Annotated in this window: 22 protein-coding genes; 13 read left to right on the top strand and 9 right to left on the bottom strand. The window is 46.9% G+C overall.

Annotated elements, in window-relative coordinates; all coding sequences use genetic code 11:
* Positions 1-17: 17 nt before the first annotated feature.
* The 7 genes from ubiH (at position 18) to AC1RJL_RS14180 (ending at position 5516) form a co-directional block, all read left to right on the top strand.
* Positions 18-2549 carry a 2-octaprenyl-6-methoxyphenyl hydroxylase gene (gene ubiH, locus AC1RJL_RS14210; protein ID WP_492915136.1) on the top strand — a complete coding sequence of 844 codons (2532 nt, stop codon included), beginning with the start codon at positions 18-20 and terminating at the stop codon, positions 2547-2549.
* A gap of 22 nt (positions 2550-2571) precedes the next feature.
* Positions 2572-3087, top strand: a complete 516-nt coding sequence (locus tag AC1RJL_RS14205; RefSeq protein ID WP_492915134.1) for an MgtC/SapB family protein — start codon at positions 2572-2574, stop codon at positions 3085-3087.
* 36 nt (positions 3088-3123) lie between these two features.
* The gene (locus AC1RJL_RS14200; RefSeq protein ID WP_492915132.1) at positions 3124-3498 is read left to right on the top strand and encodes a hypothetical protein; all 375 of its coding nucleotides are present in this window, start codon (positions 3124-3126) and stop codon (positions 3496-3498) included.
* A 286-nt stretch (positions 3499-3784) separates the two neighbouring features.
* Positions 3785-3994, top strand: a complete 210-nt coding sequence (locus AC1RJL_RS14195) for a cold-shock protein (RefSeq protein ID WP_039912329.1) — start codon at positions 3785-3787, stop codon at positions 3992-3994.
* Positions 3995-4194: 200 nt separating this feature from the next.
* Positions 4195-4512, top strand: a complete 318-nt coding sequence (locus tag AC1RJL_RS14190) for a DUF3301 domain-containing protein (RefSeq protein ID WP_492915130.1) — start codon at positions 4195-4197, stop codon at positions 4510-4512.
* A 31-nt stretch (positions 4513-4543) separates the two neighbouring features.
* Positions 4544-4948, top strand: a complete 405-nt coding sequence (locus tag AC1RJL_RS14185) for a GNAT family N-acetyltransferase (protein ID WP_492915128.1) — start codon at positions 4544-4546, stop codon at positions 4946-4948.
* Between the two features lie 10 nt (positions 4949-4958).
* Complete coding sequence (locus AC1RJL_RS14180; RefSeq protein ID WP_492915126.1) at positions 4959-5516, top strand: NUDIX domain-containing protein; 558 nt, start codon at positions 4959-4961, stop codon at positions 5514-5516.
* 66 nt (positions 5517-5582) lie between these two features.
* Here AC1RJL_RS14180 and AC1RJL_RS14175 read toward each other — a convergent pair whose 3' ends face one another.
* The 3 genes from AC1RJL_RS14175 to AC1RJL_RS14165 form a co-directional block, all read right to left on the bottom strand.
* Complete coding sequence (locus AC1RJL_RS14175; RefSeq protein ID WP_492915124.1) at positions 5583-6035, bottom strand: carboxymuconolactone decarboxylase family protein; 453 nt, start codon at positions 6033-6035, stop codon at positions 5583-5585.
* A 94-nt stretch (positions 6036-6129) separates the two neighbouring features.
* Positions 6130-6978: a helix-turn-helix domain-containing protein gene (locus AC1RJL_RS14170; protein ID WP_492915122.1), complete on the bottom strand. Its 849-nt coding sequence runs from the start codon at positions 6976-6978 to the stop codon at positions 6130-6132.
* A 16-nt stretch (positions 6979-6994) separates the two neighbouring features.
* Positions 6995-7717, bottom strand: a complete 723-nt coding sequence (locus AC1RJL_RS14165; protein ID WP_492915120.1) for an acyltransferase — start codon at positions 7715-7717, stop codon at positions 6995-6997.
* Positions 7718-7770: 53 nt separating this feature from the next.
* Between AC1RJL_RS14165 and AC1RJL_RS14160 the strand changes: the two genes are divergently transcribed.
* Positions 7771-8379, top strand: a complete 609-nt coding sequence (locus tag AC1RJL_RS14160) for a class I SAM-dependent methyltransferase (protein ID WP_492915118.1) — start codon at positions 7771-7773, stop codon at positions 8377-8379.
* 9 nt (positions 8380-8388) lie between these two features.
* Here the strand turns inward: AC1RJL_RS14160 and AC1RJL_RS14155 are convergent, their stop codons facing one another.
* A complete protein-coding gene (locus AC1RJL_RS14155; RefSeq protein WP_492915116.1) occupies positions 8389-9228 on the bottom strand; it encodes a MipA/OmpV family protein in 840 nt (279 codons plus the stop codon).
* 114 nt (positions 9229-9342) lie between these two features.
* Between AC1RJL_RS14155 and dbpA the strand changes: the two genes are divergently transcribed.
* Positions 9343-10719: an ATP-dependent RNA helicase DbpA gene (gene dbpA, locus AC1RJL_RS14150; RefSeq protein ID WP_492915712.1), complete on the top strand. Its 1377-nt coding sequence runs from the start codon at positions 9343-9345 to the stop codon at positions 10717-10719.
* Between the two features lie 176 nt (positions 10720-10895).
* On the top strand, positions 10896-12209 hold the full coding sequence (locus AC1RJL_RS14145) for a gluconate:H+ symporter (RefSeq protein WP_492915115.1): 1314 nt from the start codon (positions 10896-10898) through the stop codon (positions 12207-12209).
* Positions 12210-12249: 40 nt separating this feature from the next.
* Here the strand turns inward: AC1RJL_RS14145 and AC1RJL_RS14140 are convergent, their stop codons facing one another.
* The 4 genes from AC1RJL_RS14140 to yrfG form a co-directional block, all read right to left on the bottom strand.
* The gene (locus AC1RJL_RS14140; RefSeq protein ID WP_492915113.1) at positions 12250-13491 is read right to left on the bottom strand and encodes an MFS transporter; all 1242 of its coding nucleotides are present in this window, start codon (positions 13489-13491) and stop codon (positions 12250-12252) included.
* Between the two features lie 124 nt (positions 13492-13615).
* Positions 13616-14521, bottom strand: a complete 906-nt coding sequence (hslO, locus tag AC1RJL_RS14135) for an Hsp33 family molecular chaperone HslO (RefSeq protein WP_492915111.1) — start codon at positions 14519-14521, stop codon at positions 13616-13618.
* Positions 14522-14581: 60 nt separating this feature from the next.
* Positions 14582-15013, bottom strand: coding sequence for an RNA-binding S4 domain-containing protein (locus AC1RJL_RS14130; protein ID WP_492915109.1), 432 nt, complete (start codon positions 15011-15013; stop codon positions 14582-14584).
* A 3-nt stretch (positions 15014-15016) separates the two neighbouring features.
* Positions 15017-15673 carry a GMP/IMP nucleotidase gene (gene yrfG / locus AC1RJL_RS14125; RefSeq protein WP_492915107.1) on the bottom strand — a complete coding sequence of 219 codons (657 nt, stop codon included), beginning with the start codon at positions 15671-15673 and terminating at the stop codon, positions 15017-15019.
* 44 nt (positions 15674-15717) lie between these two features.
* On the opposite strand from yrfG, the gene nudE reads away from it, so the two are divergent.
* The 3 genes from nudE (at position 15718) to AC1RJL_RS14110 (ending at position 17630) form a co-directional block, all read left to right on the top strand.
* Complete coding sequence (nudE, locus tag AC1RJL_RS14120) at positions 15718-16320, top strand: ADP compounds hydrolase NudE (RefSeq protein WP_492915105.1); 603 nt, start codon at positions 15718-15720, stop codon at positions 16318-16320.
* A complete protein-coding gene (gene cysQ / locus AC1RJL_RS14115; RefSeq protein ID WP_492915103.1) occupies positions 16313-17197 on the top strand; it encodes a 3'(2'),5'-bisphosphate nucleotidase CysQ in 885 nt (294 codons plus the stop codon). Before nudE ends, cysQ begins: the two co-directional genes overlap by 8 nt.
* 217 nt (positions 17198-17414) lie before the next feature.
* A complete protein-coding gene (locus tag AC1RJL_RS14110) occupies positions 17415-17630 on the top strand; it encodes a hypothetical protein (RefSeq protein ID WP_435784805.1) in 216 nt (71 codons plus the stop codon).
* A 7-nt stretch (positions 17631-17637) separates the two neighbouring features.
* Here the strand turns inward: AC1RJL_RS14110 and AC1RJL_RS14105 are convergent, their stop codons facing one another.
* Positions 17638-19680: a putative bifunctional diguanylate cyclase/phosphodiesterase gene (locus tag AC1RJL_RS14105; protein WP_492915101.1), complete on the bottom strand. Its 2043-nt coding sequence runs from the start codon at positions 19678-19680 to the stop codon at positions 17638-17640.
* Positions 19681-19990 lie beyond the last annotated feature (310 nt).

The raw sequence follows: 19990 nt of genomic DNA, 5'->3' as shown, positions 1-19990 counted from the left end.
TAACTCAGGTCAAGATCATGACCCAAATCCTCGAATTTGATATCGCCATCATCGGCGGCGGCATGGTGGGTACAAGTCTCGCCAGTTTGCTTGCCGCCAGCCAACCGCAATTGCGGATCGCATTGCTTGAAGCACAGCCATTTGCACAAGCCGATGAAATTCATTTTCAACCCGCTTTTGATGCGCGCTCTACCGCTCTCTCTTACGGCACTGCAGCTATTTTGCGCGAGCTGGGATTGTGGCAATTATTGCAGCAACATATTACGCCGATTGCGCAAGTGCATGTATCGGATCGCGGACATTTTCCCGGCGGCGTTATTGATGCAAAAGAAAATAATCTCGCTGCCGTAGGTTATGTGGTTGAAAATATCTGGCTGGGAAAAGTGCTGCTGGCGCATGTGCAAACGCAGCACAATATCCAGTGCTTCGCTCCTGCAACAGTCTTACGTTTAACACCGCAACAAGATTCTGCATTGCTCGGTGTTAAAACCGATGCACAAGAGTGGTTGATAAAAACATCGCTTGCAGTAATTGCCGACGGTGGCGATTCGCCACTGCGTAATGCATTAGGTATCGGCACTCAGGTGCGCAACTATGGGCAGACTGCGATTATCACCAATGTAGAATTTTCCGAGCCGCACAAGGGTGTTGCTTACGAGCGCTTTACTGCCGATGGCCCTATCGCACTTTTACCTTTAGGTGAATCCAGCAATGCGCAGCAATCAGCATTGGTCTGGACGCTGCCAACGGCGCAGGCCGATGAATTGTTTGCGCTGAGTGATGCAGATTTCCTCGCGCAGTTACAAGAGCAATTTGGTTTTCGCGTAGGGCGATTTAATCGCGTTGCCAAACGTTATGCTTACCCGTTGCAATTGGTCTTGGCGGAAGAACAGATCCGCTCGCATCTGGTGCTGTTAGGTAATGCTGCACACTTCTTGCATCCGGTTGCCGGACAAGGTTTCAATTTGGCGTTGCGCGATTGTGCCTGTTTGGTGGAAACCCTGCGTCAGGCGATTACAGGAAATAGGTCGCCTGGCGATGTGGCGGTGTTGCAGAATTATCTCGGCAAACAAAAATTCGATCAACAAATTACCATCGAATTTAGCGATAAATTGGTCCGTTTGTTCTCCAGTGATCAATTGCCATTGATCGCCATGCGTCATCTCGGCTTATTAAGTCTCGAATCGATTCCCCTGATTAAAAACCAGTTTATCGCGCAGACGATGGGCACTGCCGGTCGCCAGTTCCGCTGGTTATTGGATGAATCTGCTGACGACAAGACAGCAAATGAAAATTGTGCATCCGTTGATAAAAATAAACATGTCGAGCAGCAAGATAATCCTGATTACGATGTGATTATTGTCGGCGCCGGTTTGGTGGGAGCATCACTTGCCTGCGCTATTGCACAAACAGAAGCTGCACGCGATCTGCGAATTGCTGTCATTGAAGCAAATATCGATACACAACATTTTAGCGGCGAACATTTTGATCCGCGTGTTGTTGCCCTTACCCATGCATCGCAACAATTATTAACTGATATTGGCTGTTGGAGCGATATTGTTGCGCAGCGTGTCTGTGCCTACCGCGAAATGAAAGTGTGGGATGGCGAGGGTACTGCGGCAATTGAATTTGATTGCGCCGATGTACAACAAAACCATCTCGGTCATATTGTTGAAAACTCGGTGATCGTGAATCAATTGCGTGCGCGTATGGCGCAGCATAAAAATATTTTTCTGATCCAACCGGTCGCTGTTGTGCACGTCATTCCCGCGCAGGCCGAATTTCCCCGTGTGCGCGTACAGTTATCCGATGGTAAAGAAATTACTGCACTGCTGTTAATTGCGGCCGATGGCGCACAGTCCAAAGTACGTGAGCTTGCCGAATTTTCTACGCGCGAATGGGATTACGGCCAGCAGGCAATCATCACTACCGTACGCACAGAACGACCACATCAATTTACCGCGTGGCAACGGTTTATGCACACTGGGCCGTTGGCTTTTTTACCGCTGCAAAACAGCGGTGATGTACACCACTGTTCTATTGTCTGGTCAGCCGATGAAACTTTGGCTGCGGAATTAATAGCACTTGATGATGCAGCATTTTGCGCGCGCCTGGGTGACGCATTTGAACTGCGCTTGGGGCGAGTCCTGGCATGTGACAAACGTGTTGCGATTCCCTTGCGACAGCGCCATGCAACTACTTATATCCAACCCGGTATCGCGTTGGTGGGGGACGCCGCCCACAACATTCATCCGCTCGCCGGGCAAGGTGTTAATTTGGGACTGTTGGACGTTATCGCTCTCGCGCAGGAAGTTGAGCGAGCCCTTGTTCGCGGTATTCCGCTTGCAGATTATTCGATATTACGCCGCTACCAACGCCAGCGGCTCGCCGGTAATTTGGGAATGATGTCGGCAATGGAAGGGTTTAAGCGCATGTTTGGCAGTCGTTCGCTTGCCGTAAATTGGCTGTGCAATACTGGCATGCGCCAACTAAACTCGGTATCGGCGCTTAAAAAAATTATCATCAATACAGCGTTGGGCGTGTCCTGACCTGTGCATGTGAGATAAATCTATGGAATTGGATTCAGTATTCACCATCGCTCCGTTTGATTGGGCATCCATTGGTACTGCATTGCTGTGCGGCAGTATTATCGGTATCGAACGCCAGTTGCGCGGCAAACCGGTTGGCATTCGCACTTCATCCCTGATTACCCTCGGCACCTATATTTTTATTGCTGCATCGCTTTATGTCTCGGGGCATTTGGCGGGGCCGGAAAAAGTCGTAACTGATCCGTCGCGTATTATTGGCCAGGTGATTACCGGGATCGGATTTTTAGGTGCGGGTGTAATGTTAGCGCGCGATGGTTTTGTTCTCGGTGTTACCTCAGCGGCAACCATCTGGATGCTGGCTTCAATCGGCGTCGTGATTGCTATAGGGTACAACCTGGTGGCGATAAAATTATCGTTGGTCGTTATTCTTGTATTGGTAGGTGTGGACTTTCTGGAAGATTATTCCCAGGCATTCACGCGCGGTGTACATAAAAAATATCAGAACTGGCGTGGCAAAAATAAATCCAGTTCAGATTAAATGGTGTAGAAAAGTAACATTTCTGAAGAGATATTTATGTCGAAACTGCGTATTGTTGCAAACATATTAAATGTCCTCTTATTAATTGTTTTGGTGGGGGCAGTTGTCGGCTTTATCTCATTCCTGAATGTGTACGGATTATTTTTGGCGTGTGTAACCGCCATAATTGCCTGGAGTGTTTTTAAACATTGGCGTTGGGGTTATTTTGCAGCCGCTGCATGGGGGCTTGCGTGCTATCAATTAGCAAAACAAGGTTATGAATTTCAAAGCATTAAGCGCCACGCAATGATAATTGGTTTTATGGTAGTTCCTGTTGCACTGTTTTTGCACGAGATATTGGGTAAAGCTGCTGCAAAATCTGCACAAAATAATGGCAGAGAAAGCGATAACGACCCCAAAATGCCCGATTAAATGTGTGCCTCTTACACAGCATTACAAAAAGTGTCGATATTCTCTAAATTCACTGATAACTGCTTGACTCCGCAAGGTCTAGTGTTTTAATTTTGAACCGCTACAGATTGAGATCCGCCCCAAGACTAGACTTTTGTAAGACAACCGATTGCTTGCTCAAGACACTTGGACGTACCACGACCTGAGCAATAGCTTTATTACAGGCTATTTCACTCTGGCTTTTAGTAAAGTCGGTTTTTTTGTTCGGTCAGCTACGCTGACGTTTTAGATGCAAGATGAGGAAACTATGTCAGATCTAGTCTCTGGTGTTGTTAAATGGTTCAACGATGACAAGGGTTATGGTTTTATTGAGCGTGAAGGTGGTGCAGATGTTTTTGTACACTTCCGTGCAATTAACGGCAACGGCCGTAAAACCTTGAAAGAAGGTCAGAAAGTGACTTTCGAAGTTACCCAAGGTCAAAAGGGTCCGCAAGCAGAAAACGTAACTCCACTCTAATGTGAGTGGGTTCCGAAAAGGGTGATTGAGCAATCAATCGCCCTTTGCTGTTTTAAGGGCTCTGGTTGTGGGAGACTCTGCTGCGAAGATTTGTTGTGAAGAAAGTAGCGCTGAGTTTTTCTATTGCGACCGACCGCTCCATCATCCCGCCATCGCTTACGCGATATGGATTTTTTTGTTTTTTTCGCTGGCCTCTCCTCATGTTCGATCTGCAGTCTGTCTTCTGGCTAGCCCTCATTGCCACCGCCGTTGTTTATTGGCGCGGTGCATTACTCGTTAAAGAGCGCGCATTTGTTGCAGCGCAAAAACGTTGCGCTGAAATGGAAGTTCAATTGCTCGATGAAAGCATTTACTTGCGTCGATTGTGGTTTAAACGCAATGAACTGGGAAGATTATCCCTGTGGCGTGCGTTTTATTTTGAATTTACCGTGTCAGGTGCAGATCGTTATTTCGGTCGCGTCATTATGCTGGGCTCGCGCATCACTCAAGTCGAGTTAGATCCTCATCGTGTACATTAATATTTAATCCGCATTGTTAAAGTTAACCATTATGCCCATCACCTACAGTACCGATGCATCCCTGGATGTAGCGCAAGTTATCGATTTATATAATCGCTCCACTTTGGGGGAGCGCCGTCCGGTTGACAAGCCAGATGTATTTAAAGGCATGATTAATAACGCCAGTATTTTAATAACCGCATGGGATGAAAATAAATTGGTGGGTATTGCCCGCTCACTCAGCGATTTTACTTACGTCACTTATCTTGCAGATTTGGCCGTCGATGAAAATTATCAGCAGCAGGGAATTGGCAAGGAGCTTATCGAACTGACGCAAGCGCAAAGTGCGCCTGATTGCATGATGGTATTGCTCGCTGCCCCCAAAGCCAATGACTATTATCCCAAACTGGGATTTATCCATAATCCACGCGCGTGGATGTTAAAAAGTAATTACTAGGGATTATGCGATGAGTGAACAATATCTTGCGGAAAAAATTGGCGGATGGAAAACCAGGGATTCAGCAGTGGTTTATGAAAATCCGTGGATTAAAGTGTCCCATGAAAAAGTGATTACACCCAAAGGTACCGACGGTATTTATGGTGTAGTACATTTTAAAAATACTGCAATTGGTGTAGTGCCTATTGATAATGAAGGTAACACCTGGTTAGTAAAACAAAGCCGTTACACCCTCAATCAGTACACATGGGAAATTCCCGAAGGCGGTTGCCCACAAGGTGAAAGTCCGCTCAATGCAGCCAAAAGGGAATTGGAAGAAGAGGTTGGCTTGCAGGCTAATAATTGGCAAGAGTTAATGACGATGCATTTGTCCAACTCTGTCACTGACGAATGCTGCGTAGTATTTGTTGCACGCGATTTATTTGCCGGGCAACAGCAATTGGAAGCAACGGAGGATATCGAATATCAAAAACTCCCATTGCGCGAAGCGATAGAAATGGTAAAGCGTGGCGAAATTACTGATGGTATTTCAGTTGCTGCTTTGTTGCGTGTAGCGCTGGATTTATAGGATAAAATAAATAAAGAAACACCGCATGCGGCGTTTCTCTTGGATGGTTATACCTTTGGTTGTAATTTAGTCTTTAATGTTCGGGATAAAATGGAATCCAACAGCGATACGGTTCCATGCATTAATTGCCACGATTACTGCAGTCAAATTTACTATTTCCTCTTCACTGAATTGTTCGCGGATTTTTGCAAAGTCATCATCGTGAATATTATTAGTGGCCAGTAATGTCAGTTTTTCCGCCCAATTAAGTGCAGCAACTTCGCGTGCTGAAAACACCGGCACTTCTTTCCATGATGGTAATACATCCAGGCGTGCTTGTTTCTCACCCTCTTTACGCGCTTCGTTCGAATGCATGTGTTGGCAAAAAGCACAGCCATTGATTTGCGATACACGTAGTTTGATTAAGTGAATCAGTGAATGCTCAATTTTTTGCGCAGCGGCATCACCTAGCTCGATCAGGGATTTGGCCAATGCAGGTTGCAGTTTGTAAACTTGTTGGTAGGCAATACGTTCTTTCATGATGGGCTCCTGGATGGTTGTTGGAGCCATAATGCCGTGCGACGTTTAATCCGGATTGTATTTTTGCGACATCTTTCAGGACATATACACAAGCCTAATCAGGTTGTCTGATGGATCCTTTTTGTGCGCGCTTCCTGTCGCGATATTGTCCCGGCGTTTGCTGGTTGATTTTATGGAATTGTCGATTGAAGTGGGCTTGGTCATAAAATCCGGCTTCATAAGCAATATCTACCAGCGGGCGCTCCGGACTGAGGCCAATCAACTGCCGGGCCCTTCTAATGCGCTGCAATTGTTTGACGTACACCATCGTCAATCCAACCTCTTGCCGGAAGCGCCGTTCCAATTGCCGTCGGCTCATATTGACCTCTGCACTCATGGTTTCTATTGAATCCAATGAGCCAGGCAAGCGCGGTAGTAAATGCTGGATAGGACCGGATTCCGCCAAGTGTTGTGCTGCTTGTTGCAGCAACCAGTCATCAATCAAACTAATACGTTTGACGACGCTGGCTGCTTCACTCAAGCCTTCGCGTACATCGAGCAATTGTTGATTATTTAAATCCGTATCCAGATCATTAGTACTGTGAACGTTGCCAACTAATGCCGCCATATCCAGACCGAATAATTGAAACGCACCGCCAGGATGAAAGCGTATGCCGAGCAAATCTACACTGCCTTGAAACTCCATAGTATGAAGCTTGTGGAATGCATTAAAGCTGACATCGGGCAGCTGATTAGGGATAAAACGGAAATTGATATTAGTGCCGCCATCAGGATAAAGCTTTTCGACAAAGCCTTGCTCCGGGATGCGCGGCTGTCGTGCGACCCAATAGCGTTGCACCCAGGTTTGTAAATAGGGATGTGGCATAAAACTGCGAAAACCCAAATGCCCCAACATATCGACTGCCGGTCCGATGGGATAAGTAGGGGTGATCAGATTGCGCATTTGCTGTTTCTGTAAATTAATCCTGCTGATTGGGTTTCCACAGGCTACGTACCCAGTTTAGCCAACCATTATTGCTCAGCATATATTTATCCAATTGATCCTGATTATAAAAATAATGTTCCGGATCATTAAATAATAATTCCCGCTTCAACATGCGTCGGTTGGGGTTTATCGTTTTGATAATGCGTGCCGGGTTGCCAGCAGCAACAGAATTAGGCGGAATGCTTTTGGTTACAACAGAGCCAGCACCTATAACGGAGTTTTCACCAATAGTGACGCCTTTGGTTACGATGACCCGCTCTCCGAGCCATACATTATTTTCAATCATGACCGGCTTGGTGCAGCGAAACGGGCGGATGCGATTATAAATCCCATGCCAATCGCTATCGCTGATGATGACATTCGCAGCGAACATACAATTGTTGCCAATACGGATGGATTTCCCCGCAGAAATTCGTACACCTGGCGAGATCAAACAATAATCGCCGATAACAATTTCTGCCTCAGCTTGTTTGCTGGGCCAGGTGGTAAAGCGAACACAATTATCACTGGAGCAAATAATCTGCGCGTATTTCCCCAAGTGAATATTGCACCCGAAAATAACCAGGCTGCGCGGATGGGCGATTTCAGGCGTAGTTCCCAAACTATCAAATTGCGGTGCAATAAAACGAGCTACATACCAACGGTTAATGGCTTTATAGAGTCGCTTGATAAAATAGGGAGTGCTGCTGCGCCGCATGAGTGGGTTCGTATCTGATAACATTAGGACAATGATTATGAGCGAGAATAGTTATGCTGCCAATCGATATAGATTCAGTAAAAGGTTTTTTGGATAAAGATGAAGGTGCGGCATTGTACGATCACACGTTGGCAGTTGCTGCACTCGGCCCTGTGGTGGAAATTGGCAGCTACTGCGGCAAGTCTACCGTGTATCTCGGCAGTGCTTGCAAGAAGGTGGGCAGTGTTTTATATGCAATCGATCATCATCGCGGTTCAGAGGAGCACCAATTAGGCGAGGAGTATCATGATCCTGCGCTTTACGATAAACAATTTGAAAAGATGGACAGCTTTCGCGAATTTCGCCATACACTTGCGCGCGCCGATCTGGAAGATTGTGTCGTGCCGGTGGTGGCAGCATCGCATTTGGCAGCGCGCTATTGGTCGACTCCGTTGAGTCTGGTATTTATTGATGGCGGGCATAGTATGGAGGCGGCCTTAACCGATTATCGCGCCTGGGCGTCGCATGTGGTGCGCGGTGGATGGTTGGCAATTCACGATGTATTTCCCAATCCCGCCGATGGTGGCCGCCCGCCGTTTGAAATTTGGCAATTGGCGCAGGCTTCCGGTTTATTTGAAGCCATGCCATTAATTAAAACCCTGGGATTGCTACGGCGGTTATAAATCGATTAATTATTTTATAACCCAGATAAAAGCAATGCCGCCGCGATAGACATCATTGGTTTTCACCAGAGAACTTTTATTAAAATCGGTGCCGCTGATATTATCGTAGCGAATAAAAAATGAGAGGCGGGTTTTGATGCCGTTGTGATCAAAGCTGCGACCTAAGGCTACCAGGTTATTCCAGCCGCTATAACCGCCACTGGCATCAAAGTAACTGCGCGACTCGGTAACATATTTTTCATTCACGCTGTAATAATAATCATGGTAAGCGTCATTTGCGTAGCTAACACCAGCGCGATATGAAAATATCCATTCATCCAGTTTTGTGCGATACACCAGTTGTGGTTGGAATACTGAGCCAATATAGCCGGACTCATCGGCGTCTATCGCAAAAACAGCACGCCAGGGAATGTGTAATTGCCAGCCGCGCGAAAAATCCTGGCCAGTTAAATTGATATTGAATGAAGGACCGAACTCTATAGTGGAACCCAATTCCGGCATGCCTTCGCGCAATTCGCTTTTGTCTGAATCTGGTGTAATAGCAGCGCTGGCGCTCAAAGTGAATTCGTATTTGTCAGTGCGCAAAAAATTACCGCGAATACCTTCGCGATCCGAACGAATCACTTTTCCGCGATAAACAATGTAAGGAATAGGGCTGATAAAACTGCGATATTCATCGGAACCGCGATAATCCGGCCCGGCCACTGCACCAACCCCCAATCCTAGCTCCCACTTTTTATTGGTCTCTTCTTCTTGCGCATTCACAACAGTTGCTACAGTCAGCAGTGATGTCACCATTGCTGTAGCTTTCAATGTAACAACAAGCGTATACAAACGATGTAATTTCATAATAAATGATCTAATCCCATGGGTTGTCCAGCCATTATCAATGGGCGACTTGCACGGATTTTACTGGTATTCTGCCGCAATTATCCACGTAATTATTTATTTATCGAGACGCTTGTGACTGCCACTGCTTTTTCCACATTACCACTCAGCGACGCCATGCTCGCCAACCTTGAATCACTCGGTTATAACGAGATGACACCTATTCAAGCGCAAAGTTTGCCATTGGTGTTGCAGGGACAAGATATTATTGCCCAGGCAAAAACGGGCAGCGGCAAAACCGCCGCATTCGGCATTGCGTTGTTGGAGAAATTAAATGTGCGCTTTTTTGGAATACAGGCATTGGTGCTGTGCCCTACGCGCGAATTGGCAGACCAGGTTGCCAAAGAAATTCGCCGCCTTGCGCGCTTAACGCCCAATGTAAAAGTCTTAACCCTTTGCGGCGGAGTTTCTATTGGTCCACAAATCGGCTCGCTTGAGCGCGGTGCACATATTGTGGTGGGTACTCCCGGCCGGATTGTTGATCATATTGCGAAAGGTACATTGAAGCTTGATAGCGTGAACCAACTTGTTTTAGATGAAGCAGATCGTATGTTGGAAATGGGCTTTGCGGATGATATCGATACAGTGCTCGCCGCCTGCAATGCAGAGCGTCAGACGCTATTATTTTCAGCAACTTATCCTGATGACATAAAAAAAATCAGCGCCCGTTGCCAGCGTGATCCCGAAATGGTGAGTGTGGAATCCATTCATACTGAAACAAATATCGAGCAACATTTTTATGAGTTGCGCGCGGAAGATGAAACATACCCTGCAGTGTTACAAGTGCTCTGCCATTTTCAACCGGAAACATCTATCGCTTTTTGTAACACCAAAGTGGCCTGCGATGAATTGCTGGATTACTTGCGTGATCAAGGCGTCAATGCATTAGCGCTGCACGGTGATCTGGAGCAAAAAGAACGTGATCAAGTATTGGTACGCTTTGCCAATAAAAGTTGTTCTGTATTAATTGCCACGGATGTTGCTGCACGCGGAATTGATATTAAAGGTTTGGATGCAGTTATTAATGTGGATCTGGCGCGTGATAGCGAAGTGCATGTGCATCGTATTGGTCGTACCGGTCGCGCAGGCGAATCGGGTTTGGCGTTGAATCTGGTTGTACAAAAAGAGGTGCATAAAATTAATCGCCTCGAAGATTATATGAAACAATCCATCACGCTTGAGTCTTTACCGCAGGACGATAAGAAAAATCTGCCGGAACCGACCATGGTTACATTAAATATTGATGGTGGTAAAAAAGATAAATTACGCCCGGGTGATATTATTGGTGCGCTTACCAAAGATGCCGGTCTCCCTTTCGAAAAAATTGGCAAGATTGATATGTTTGATTTCACCGCGTATGTAGCAGTAGATAAAAGCATCGCGCGAGCGGCGTTAAAACAGTTGTCCGATGGAAAATTAAAAGGACGTAAATTTCGTGCAAGAAAACTTTAATAGCGCTGGCAACGACAAAAAAGCTAACACCTGCAATATGCAAAAATAAGTAAATTAATGCAGGTGCTTTTATCCTTATGAATTATTTTTACCGCCGCTCATAGAATGGGATAAATACCGGAATCCGTCTGGTGTCAATCAATACGACAAAAAAATAATGAATGGAAGGGCGAACCATGGCCATAGCTGCAGTTGTTATTGCAATCCTTATATTGGTGGTATTGATCACCGGTTTAAAACTTAATCCCTTTCTTGCATTTTTAGTCTCTGCCATATCGGCAGCGATTATGTTGGGCATTCCTCTCGATCAAATCCCCGGCACTATTGAAGCGGGAATTGGCGGGATGCTTGGCTCTTTGGCAATTATCCTATGCCTTGGTGCCATGTTCGGAAAGCTCGTGGCAGAGTCGGGCGCGGCGCAGCAAATCAGTCGCAGTTTGATGAGCTGGTGCGGGCCAAAATATATTACCTGGGCATTAATGCTCACCGGTTTTATTGTAGGTATTCCGCTATTTTACAATGTGGGTTTTGTGTTGTTGGTTCCTCTGGTCTTTTCGGTAATGTACCAAACCAAATTACCGGCGGTGTATTTAGGTATTCCATTGCTGGCTGCGCTCTCTGTCACTCACGGTTTTCTTCCTCCGCATCCATCACCTGTTGCGCTAATCCCGCAATTCGGCGCGAGCATGGGCACCACATTATTTTACGGGCTGCTGGTAGCAATCCCTACCATGATTATTGCGGGACCTGTTTTTTCGTCGACTTTAAAATCAATTAAAAGCATTCCGCTTGCAACGTTCAAACCTACAGATTTACCGGAAAGTGATTTACCTGGTATTGCTAATAGTTTTGTTACCGCCCTGTTGCCGGTGATGTTAATTGCGCTCAGCAGCATCGCAATTTATTGCATGCCCAGTGCAATTGCCGAAGCTCCCTCCGCGAAATTTTTAAGTAATTCGATGATAGTGCTGATGATTGCGCTCGCTATTGCAACGGTTACTTTAGGTCTGAAACGCGATATGAGTATCAGCCGCGTGATGAATATTTATAGCGATGCCATTAAAGATATCGCCGTTATATTGCTGATTGTTGCGGGCGCGGGCGCACTTAAACAAGTGATGGTGGTCAGCGGAGTCAGTGAACAGCTGGCGTACTCATTGAAAAATATTGCACTTAACCCCTTGGTGTTGGCATGGTTGATTGCAACCGTTATTCGCATTGCACTGGGCTCGGCAACCGTTGCGGGATTAACAGCCGCCGGAATCGTTGCACCGATTATTCCGCTGACCGGCGCAGATCCAAATTTAATGGTGCTGGCAATTGGTGCCGGTAGTTTGATGTGTTCCCACGTCAATGATTCAGGCTTTTGGATGTATAAGGAATATTTTAATTTGAGTTTGAAAGATACATTTAAATCCTGGTCGCTAATGGAGACCATTGTGGGTGTGGTGGGATTATCAGGAGTATTGGTGCTGGATATTTTTGTCTAGTAAACGCCGCCTCAGGTGAAGCGGCTTGTATGACAAGGGATTAACTTGCATGAGCAAGCTTGCGAGATTTCAATAGTTTATCGACTCTTCCAACTAAAAAAATACACAGAATAAAAATCCCTATGGCGATGTAACCGAGCCAATCAAAATGTTGCAGCGGGCTGTGGGCATCCTGCTGCACAATTACCAATCCTGCTACAAAAGCACCTACGCCACCGGCTGTTTGTTGTAGTGAGCTGGATATCGACATATAAGCTCCGCGGTCTTCTGGTTCGGCAACCATTGAGTTGAGTGCCATAGCAGGCGTCATGCGGCTGAGGATGCAAGCAAATAACAGGACGTTAACAATTATCACTAGCCAGAGCGGTGTTGCCGATAAATTGGTATAGACAAATACCATTACCACTGCACCGAACGAGCCGATAGTAAAGAGCGTAAAGCGATCATAACGATCAGAAAATTTTCCCATTAATGGCATCATCACTAATGACAGTAATCCGGTACTTAAATAAATCAACGGCAATTGTTCTGCGGTGATATGTACATTGTTAATTAAAAAGGGTGCGGTGAAAGGCATTATCATAAAACCACCGATTGCCAAAAACATGACTGCAGCAAATCCTTTTTGATAGTCAGTATTGGATAACACCTTCAAAAAATGCGCAAAAGGATTTTTATCATGCTGCTCCGCTAAATGTGCAGTCACTGGCTTCAGGATCAAGCCGATGGCGAACAGAATGCCCAACGCTAAAATAACAATGACGATGAAGCTGGCTTCCCAGCCCAAATGAGTTGCGATATAAATGCTGAGCGGAATCCCCACAACCTGGCTGACGCCAAAACCCATTTGCACTACGCCCATTGCGCGGCCACGCTGTTGCGGTGCAAATATATCAATCACCAGCGTAAATAACGCTGCGCTGGCAACGCCGGCAAAAATTCCTGTCACAATTCGGGCTAGCATCAATTGCACATAGTTATGGCTGAGTGCACACGCCAGCGTGCCGATAACAAAACCGCTGAAAAACCAAACGAGTAATTTCTTGCGATCAAATTTATCCATAAAGCCCGCTGCCACTATGCCGGCGATAGCAGCGCTGAATGCATACGCGGAAACTACCAACCCAAATTCAGTAGTGCCGATGGATAGCGATTTCATCAAGATATCGCCGATGGGGGAAATGATCATAAAATCCAGGATTATGCTGAACTGGATAAAGGCGAGTAAAAGTAAAACACGCTTTTGATAAGCGCTAAAGGGCTGGGACGTAATTTGATTCATAAATGGCTCAGAATACTATCGATCTATAAAGAGCATTCTGCTGGCGCAGACTGATAGTGAAGGGTGAGGTTACCAAGCGTAATCTGCCAACAGCGCCAGAGCATTATACTCTGGCATGACAGCATTAATGCAATACATTGCCGCCCAATAACTTGCGCACTTCATCGGCGGCAAAATAATAGTGCTGGTTGCAGAACTGGCAATCAATATCGATGCTGCCCTGCTCAATCAATAATGCTTCAACATCTTCCTTTCCAATCGAAAGTAGCGCGCTTGCACTGCGTTCACGCGAACAGCTGCAGGCAAAGCGCAATGTTTTTGGTTCGAACAAACGCAATGGATGTTCGTTAAACAGGCGATAGAGAAGCGTGGGGTGATCCAACTCCAATAGTTCTTCATTTTTTACCGTGTCTGCCAAGGTGGTAATGGTTTCCCATTTATCGCGGTTATCTTCTTCATTGGTAATTAATTGTTGTGGCAGTGCCTGGATTAAAAACCCGGTAACACTATCTTGATCGGCTGCAAACCACATTTTAGTGGCCAGCTGCTCTGATTGTTCGAAGTAATGCTCAAGGCAACCGGCGAGATTTTCTGCATCCATCGGCACTATGCCCTGGTGACGTTCAATTGTGCCGCTGAAGTTTTCGCTGCGTTGCGGTTCAATGGTAATTACCAATACACCGTTGCCAAGTAATTGTTGCAGATTGCCATTAAGAGCGTGGTCTTCACTGAGTTCAACCTCGTTATTCAAGCGCACAATACCGCGCAGGTTATTGTGATGATTACATTCGGCCATGATGGTTGAAATTGCACCGTCACCGCGTGCCTGTAAAATAATTTTCCCATCGAATTTTAATGTGCTGGACAACAATCCCACCGCAGCAAGAAACTCACCCAGCAAGCGATGAATAGCTGGCTGTTGTGGATTGTGGCTGAGGACTTCGCGGTAGCTATCACTCAGGGTAACTATTTCGCCGCGAATATCGCAGTCATCAAATAAAAAGCGGTGCAGTAAGTCTTTGCTTGGCATTTTTGATCTCTTGATAATTCATGCTAAATAAATCTTTAGTGGTGCACTAAAGATTTATTGTTAATCTGTATCGCCCAATAAATTAATCCGCTGGAAGCGATGGATATGGCGGCGTTCTTTTTTGCTCGGACGGTGGTCGCTGATAATGTAATTACCTAACCCGGCTTTGCGCTCAGCACTGCGCTTTTCGCGCAGGGTTTTACTCTCTTCCGTTTCTTCGTACAACAGGGCCGCTTCCGGTGCGCCACGGCGTTGGGCTGAAAGTGCTTTAATAACGACTGTTTTTTCGTCCCAATCCTGACGGATCGTCAGTTCCAAACCAATCACTGCTTCTTTGCTTGGTTTTACGCGCTGTCCATCGCAATGGATTTTTCCGCCGTCGATGGCCTGCTTGGCGAGCATACGGGTTTTATAAAAACGTGCAGCCCACAGCCATTTGTCGATGCGGATTTTATCGTCGTCATCGTCGAGTTCAATTTTTTGTTTACTCATACATTAATGTGCCGATGGCATAATTTCATCAAAGTTATGGATCGCCGGGTATTGTTCCATGCGCCGCTCTATTTGGCTGTCAGGTTGATGGATGCCCAATAAATATTTAATGCCAAAGGTTTTGGCTGAATCTAGAATGCGTACCGTATCATCAATAAAAAGGGTGCGCGCCGGATCAAATTGTTCGCGTGCTTGCAGCTCCTGCCAGAATTTTTGCGATTCTTTCGGTTCTTTAAATTCATGTGAGGACACAATCACATCCAGCCATTGATCGATCCGGGTAATCTGCATTTTGAGTGACAAGCTTTGCGGGTGCGCGTTGGTGACCAGCAACACTTTTTTCCCCTGCGCGCGCAAACGCTGCAAAAATTCGCCGGCATGGGGACGAATCCGGATTTTGTGTTTTACTTCTTCTTTCAGGCTCGATATATCGACATCCAGTGCCTTGGACCAGAATTCCAGGCAGTACCATTGCAACGTACCTTCGTACTGGCGGATATCACTGCTCAATTTTTGATGTGCGGCTGCGATATCGACATTGTGGATTTGCGCGTAGCGCTGGGGCAGGTGATCCAGCCAAAAATAATTATCGAAATGCAGATCCAACAAGGTACCATCCATATCCAGCATGACAGTATCTATTAAGTCCCAATTGATCATAAAATTGTCTCTACCACTTTCTGCGAACTGCATTTATACGACCTATGCCTACCAAGCCCAGTATTTTGAAGCGCGCGACAGTAGCGCGCAGCCGCCTGTTCCGTGCCGATGAAATCCACCTGCGTTTCAGCAACGGTGAAGAGCGCACCTACGAGAAGCTCTGTTCCGGCGGGCCGGGGGCGGTGCTCATTGTACCCTTGCTCGACGACAATACGGTGCTTTTGGTGCGTGAATATGGGGCCGGAATTGAGGATTACCACCTCGCCCTGCCTAAAGGTGCAATCGACCAAGGCGAAGCCCTGCTGGACGCCGCCAACCGTGAATTAAAGGAGGAAGTGGGCTATGGCGCCCGTAAGTTGCAGTTCCTCAAAAAGATCAGCTTGTCTCCTTCTTATATGGAGCATGGCATCAATGTGGTAGTTGCCTGGGCTCTCTACCCCGAGCGACTGGTTGGCGATGAGCCTGAACCTATCGAAGTTGTGCCTTATCCCTTATCCGACCTGATGCAACTGATTAGCCGCGCCGATGTGTGCGAAGGGCGCAGTATTGCGGCCTTGTTTATGGTGCGTGAATGGCTGGCCGGCAATTTTACGGCATCCGCGCCGGTGCTGGATTTATCCCTGGATCGCGAGGCCAGGCATGACTAATCCCCATCCCATCAGCCCTGAACTCATTGAGCAATTGGTCGATCTCAGTCGGCGCGCGGGCGCGGCGATTATGGCGATTTACAGCAATAGAGACACCTATCACATTGAACACAAGAGCGATGACTCGCCGCTTACCGCTGCGGATCTTGCCGCTCACCGGGTGATTAGCGCCGGTCTTCCGGGATTGTTGCCGCTGCCGATTATTTCGGAAGAAGGTGAGCTGCCCGAGTTTGCCGATCGTCATCTATGGGAAAACTATTGGTTAGTTGATCCGCTCGACGGCACCAAAGAATTTATCGCGGGCAATGGCGAGTTCACGGTGAATATTGCGTTGGTGCAGCGTGGGCAGCCATTAATAGGTGTTGTCCATGTACCAGCGAGCGATGTTACTTACCTCGGCGTGTTGGATGCGCGCGAACAAAGCAGCATCGGCGCCTTCAAATATACGCAGGGCACGAATCGCCAGCCGATCGCGGTGCGCAACCTGACTGAGCGCAGTGCGCGTCGACAAGCTTTTACTGTGCTGCTCAGCCATCGCCACGGCACGCAAGCCACGGTTGATTTGATGGCGGCAGTCACGCGCAATTGGCCGGGATCTATCGAGACCACCAATACCGGTAGTTCACTCAAGTTTTGTGTGATCGCAGAAGGGCGTGCTGATTTTTACCCGCGCCTTGCACCTACCTCGGAGTGGGATACTGCCGCTGCACAGGCAGTACTCGAAGCAGCCGGTGGACGTGTGGTATGCGCTACACCCGAATTGCAATCGCTGGTGTACAACGCCAGCGACGATATCCTTAATCCACACTTTTATGCATTGGGCGACAAAAATTTTGCGTGGGATAAACTCTTATTCGCTGATGCATTGCTGAAATAGATTAACCCCGCTGCACTGAATGAATGAGACGGCAATCCTGTCGGTTTTATAACCAAAATTTCATACTTCCGATAAGAAAATAGTCTAAGTTCAGGGTGGTCATTCGTTGGTCATCTGGGCTAGTCTTCAGTTGAGAGGCCAGAATTAATCGCCAAGCGTATTATTGGCTGACCATGCTGGAAAATTTTGCAGGTTCTATTCTTAGGGAGTGTTATTGATGAGAAGAGAAAGTAAAAACCTAAAAGCCGATTTCAACACCAGTCGTTCGGATTTATTGCGCGATAAACTTTTACGCGAAATTTCCGACTATGAGCGCCAGCTCGCCGAGTTGAAATTAAATGGCGCGCAAGTAAATTTCACCATGATCCAGACCTACAAAGAATTAATTAATGCGCGTCAAGCTATGCTCAAACGCTTGCCGGTACATTATTAACCCGAATTCACGCGGAGCGACTGTGACCTTTTGGGAAGAGCGTAAAGCGTGGATCAAAAAATTCTTGTGGTAAACATTCTGTCGGCAAAAAAAGGGCTGCGGCCAATTGGGATTGAGCAAAATCATGCATCAGTTCTTCATTGGCGGCGGCCTTTATTTTTTTTGTGCTGTCTGTTCGCGTCGAAAAATTATTGATTGCTGTGGATTGTTTATTAGCGCGTGAGGGCGTGCGCCGCTGTTGATGTTGCAGCCAGTGATCAGCATCGGTAAATGGCATTGGGCGATGGATAAAATATCCCTGCACCTGGTCGCATCCCAATTCACGCAAGCTGCCAATCTGTTCAAATTCCTCTGCGCCTTCTGCGACGACTGCCAAACCCAGTGCATGGGCAATAGATACAATTCCTTTGGTGATATCCCAATCCACTTTATTGCCCGGTAAGTCAGCGACAAATGAGCGGTCAATTTTAATAATATCCAGCGGCAGACGTTTGATATACGTCAGCGATGCGTAGCCAGTACCAAAATCATCTACCGCCATGCGCGCACCCAAATCGCGGCAACGCAACATAATGCGTTTGGCACGCTCAAGGTCTTCCAGCATCGCGGTTTCAGTAATTTCGATAATTAATGATTCGCCAAATCCCTGCTGCTGTTCGCAGAGATTTTGCAATTCCAACAGAAATGATGGATGTAAAAAGTGGCGCGGTGAGATATTGATATGGATATCGGGTGTGAGCGAATTTTTATTCCACAGTTGCATCTGTCGCGCAGCTTCGTGCAATACCCAATTCCCCAAGCGAAACTCCAGATCGCCGCGTGCAGTTTCAAATGCCTGGATGATGGGGCCAGCGCTGACCACCTCGCCATCGGGTTTACACCAGCGCAACAATGCTTCAAATCCCACCACCGATAAATCATGCAGCTGGCAAATAGGTTGGTACCACAGTTGCAACTCATTGCGATCCAATGCGCCTTCGACATCGACTACCGAAATTAACCGGTCTTGCAGCTGTTCAGTTCTAACCGAAGCACGCTGGAATTTGTCGCCGCCCTGGCTTTTGGCGATATACATAGCCGCGTCAGCTTTGCGCAACAAATTAATTTCATCGACGCCGTCTTGCGGTGCCAGTACAACGCCGATGCTGCCACTTAAACGTCCGCGCTTGCGGCCGATACCGTAGGGCACACGCAGTGCCTGCAAAAATCGGTTGGCGAGAATATCGATATGGGATTCATCACACTCGGCAACAATTAAAAATTCGTCGCCGCCCAACCGACCGATTTGATCGCCCTTGCGCACCACATCGGATAATCGTTGGGCGACATCGCGCAATAAAATATCCCCGGTTTCATGGCCCCAGTGATCATTGGCGGATTTAAGGCCATCGATATCAATAAAAAATAACGCAAAGTTGCGATTGTAGCGATGCAGCTTTTCCAGGCTGTCGTCGAGACAATTCAAAATGCCCCGGCGGTTCAGTAATTTTGTCAGTGGATCAATAGTGGCAAGTGCACGCAGTTGCGTTTCCAATTTCTCACGATGGCAAGCAACCGCAATTTGACTCGCAATGCGCTCTGCCAGTGTGAGTAATTGCGGAGAGATATCGGCAACCGATTGTGTATGCGTAAACCAGGAGGAGGCGAGCACACCAAATACTTTATCGGAAGAAATAAGCGGGATCACCAGATTGGATTGCAACCCGGCATCGACCAATTGCGGCATGGCATCGGGGGCGATAGGGTAGTTGCGTGTAAAAATACTGGTTTTGCTGTTGAGTACGCGCCCGGAAATTCCTGTCGCCGCCGAAAAGCGAAAGCCTTTAAATGCGTTGAGCAAATGCTGTTGTTCGCCTTCGAATAATTTGTACTCAAAAGTTTGGGTTTCTTCATCAAGCAAAATCAATGCGGTGCCGTCGGCGCCCAATAAATTGCGCACGGCTGCTGCAGCCTTCTTGAAGAAAATTTGAAAATCCGGTTCGAGAGTTAACGCATCCATGGCGGCCAATAGTGAAGGCACCGCTGTTTGTAACAGTAAAGAATGATTCATGGAGACGTGCTCACAAGTACATCAAAACACCTTGATAAGGCATGGCTTTGGAGAGGTGCAATTAGCTTGCCATGAGCATTTACCTTTGTATTTCTTAATAAACGAACTGCATCTTGTGGTTTTACAGACCAAAACCCACAAAAGATTCGCGTTTTACCAGAGAAATAAAATAAGGAATCACCAAATTGCAGCAGGCAATCGTGCTTGTGCATAGTGCTGGTGCAATAATTTGCGTCGGTTGCACCAAAGCATGGTTTGTTTCATTATATATAGCCGTATACATCGGGCATCGATTTATCTATCCAGGCGG

This window comes from Cellvibrio sp. GW822-FHT04B05, from assembly GCF_058800985.1.
Note: the sequence above shows the minus strand (reverse complement) of the source record. Positions and strands in the feature narration are given on the sequence as shown.

Excerpts from the sequence above, each read along its gene's own strand:
- ubiH (WP_492915136.1), top strand. The coding sequence starts at position 18 with ATGACCCAAATCCTCGAATTTGATATCGCCATCATCGGCGGCGGCATG.
- AC1RJL_RS14205 (WP_492915134.1), top strand. The coding sequence starts at position 2,572 with ATGGAATTGGATTCAGTATTCACCATCGCTCCGTTTGATTGGGCATCC.
- AC1RJL_RS14200 (WP_492915132.1), top strand. The coding sequence starts at position 3,124 with ATGTCGAAACTGCGTATTGTTGCAAACATATTAAATGTCCTCTTATTA.
- AC1RJL_RS14195 (WP_039912329.1), top strand. The coding sequence starts at position 3,785 with ATGTCAGATCTAGTCTCTGGTGTTGTTAAATGGTTCAACGATGACAAG.
- AC1RJL_RS14190 (WP_492915130.1), top strand. The coding sequence starts at position 4,195 with ATGTTCGATCTGCAGTCTGTCTTCTGGCTAGCCCTCATTGCCACCGCC.
- AC1RJL_RS14185 (WP_492915128.1), top strand. The coding sequence starts at position 4,544 with ATGCCCATCACCTACAGTACCGATGCATCCCTGGATGTAGCGCAAGTT.
- AC1RJL_RS14180 (WP_492915126.1), top strand. The coding sequence starts at position 4,959 with ATGAGTGAACAATATCTTGCGGAAAAAATTGGCGGATGGAAAACCAGG.
- AC1RJL_RS14175 (WP_492915124.1), bottom strand. The coding sequence starts at position 6,035 with ATGAAAGAACGTATTGCCTACCAACAAGTTTACAAACTGCAACCTGCA.
- AC1RJL_RS14170 (WP_492915122.1), bottom strand. The coding sequence starts at position 6,978 with ATGCGCAATCTGATCACCCCTACTTATCCCATCGGACCGGCAGTCGAT.
- AC1RJL_RS14165 (WP_492915120.1), bottom strand. The coding sequence starts at position 7,717 with ATGCGGCGCAGCAGCACTCCCTATTTTATCAAGCGACTCTATAAAGCC.
- AC1RJL_RS14160 (WP_492915118.1), top strand. The coding sequence starts at position 7,771 with ATGCTGCCAATCGATATAGATTCAGTAAAAGGTTTTTTGGATAAAGAT.
- AC1RJL_RS14155 (WP_492915116.1), bottom strand. The coding sequence starts at position 9,228 with ATGAAATTACATCGTTTGTATACGCTTGTTGTTACATTGAAAGCTACA.
- AC1RJL_RS14145 (WP_492915115.1), top strand. The coding sequence starts at position 10,896 with ATGGCCATAGCTGCAGTTGTTATTGCAATCCTTATATTGGTGGTATTG.
- AC1RJL_RS14140 (WP_492915113.1), bottom strand. The coding sequence starts at position 13,491 with ATGAATCAAATTACGTCCCAGCCCTTTAGCGCTTATCAAAAGCGTGTT.
- hslO (WP_492915111.1), bottom strand. The coding sequence starts at position 14,521 with ATGCCAAGCAAAGACTTACTGCACCGCTTTTTATTTGATGACTGCGAT.
- AC1RJL_RS14130 (WP_492915109.1), bottom strand. The coding sequence starts at position 15,013 with ATGAGTAAACAAAAAATTGAACTCGACGATGACGACGATAAAATCCGC.
- yrfG (WP_492915107.1), bottom strand. The coding sequence starts at position 15,673 with ATGATCAATTGGGACTTAATAGATACTGTCATGCTGGATATGGATGGT.
- nudE (WP_492915105.1), top strand. The coding sequence starts at position 15,718 with ATGCCTACCAAGCCCAGTATTTTGAAGCGCGCGACAGTAGCGCGCAGC.
- cysQ (WP_492915103.1), top strand. The coding sequence starts at position 16,313 with ATGACTAATCCCCATCCCATCAGCCCTGAACTCATTGAGCAATTGGTC.
- AC1RJL_RS14110 (WP_435784805.1), top strand. The coding sequence starts at position 17,415 with ATGAGAAGAGAAAGTAAAAACCTAAAAGCCGATTTCAACACCAGTCGT.
- AC1RJL_RS14105 (WP_492915101.1), bottom strand. The coding sequence starts at position 19,680 with ATGAATCATTCTTTACTGTTACAAACAGCGGTGCCTTCACTATTGGCC.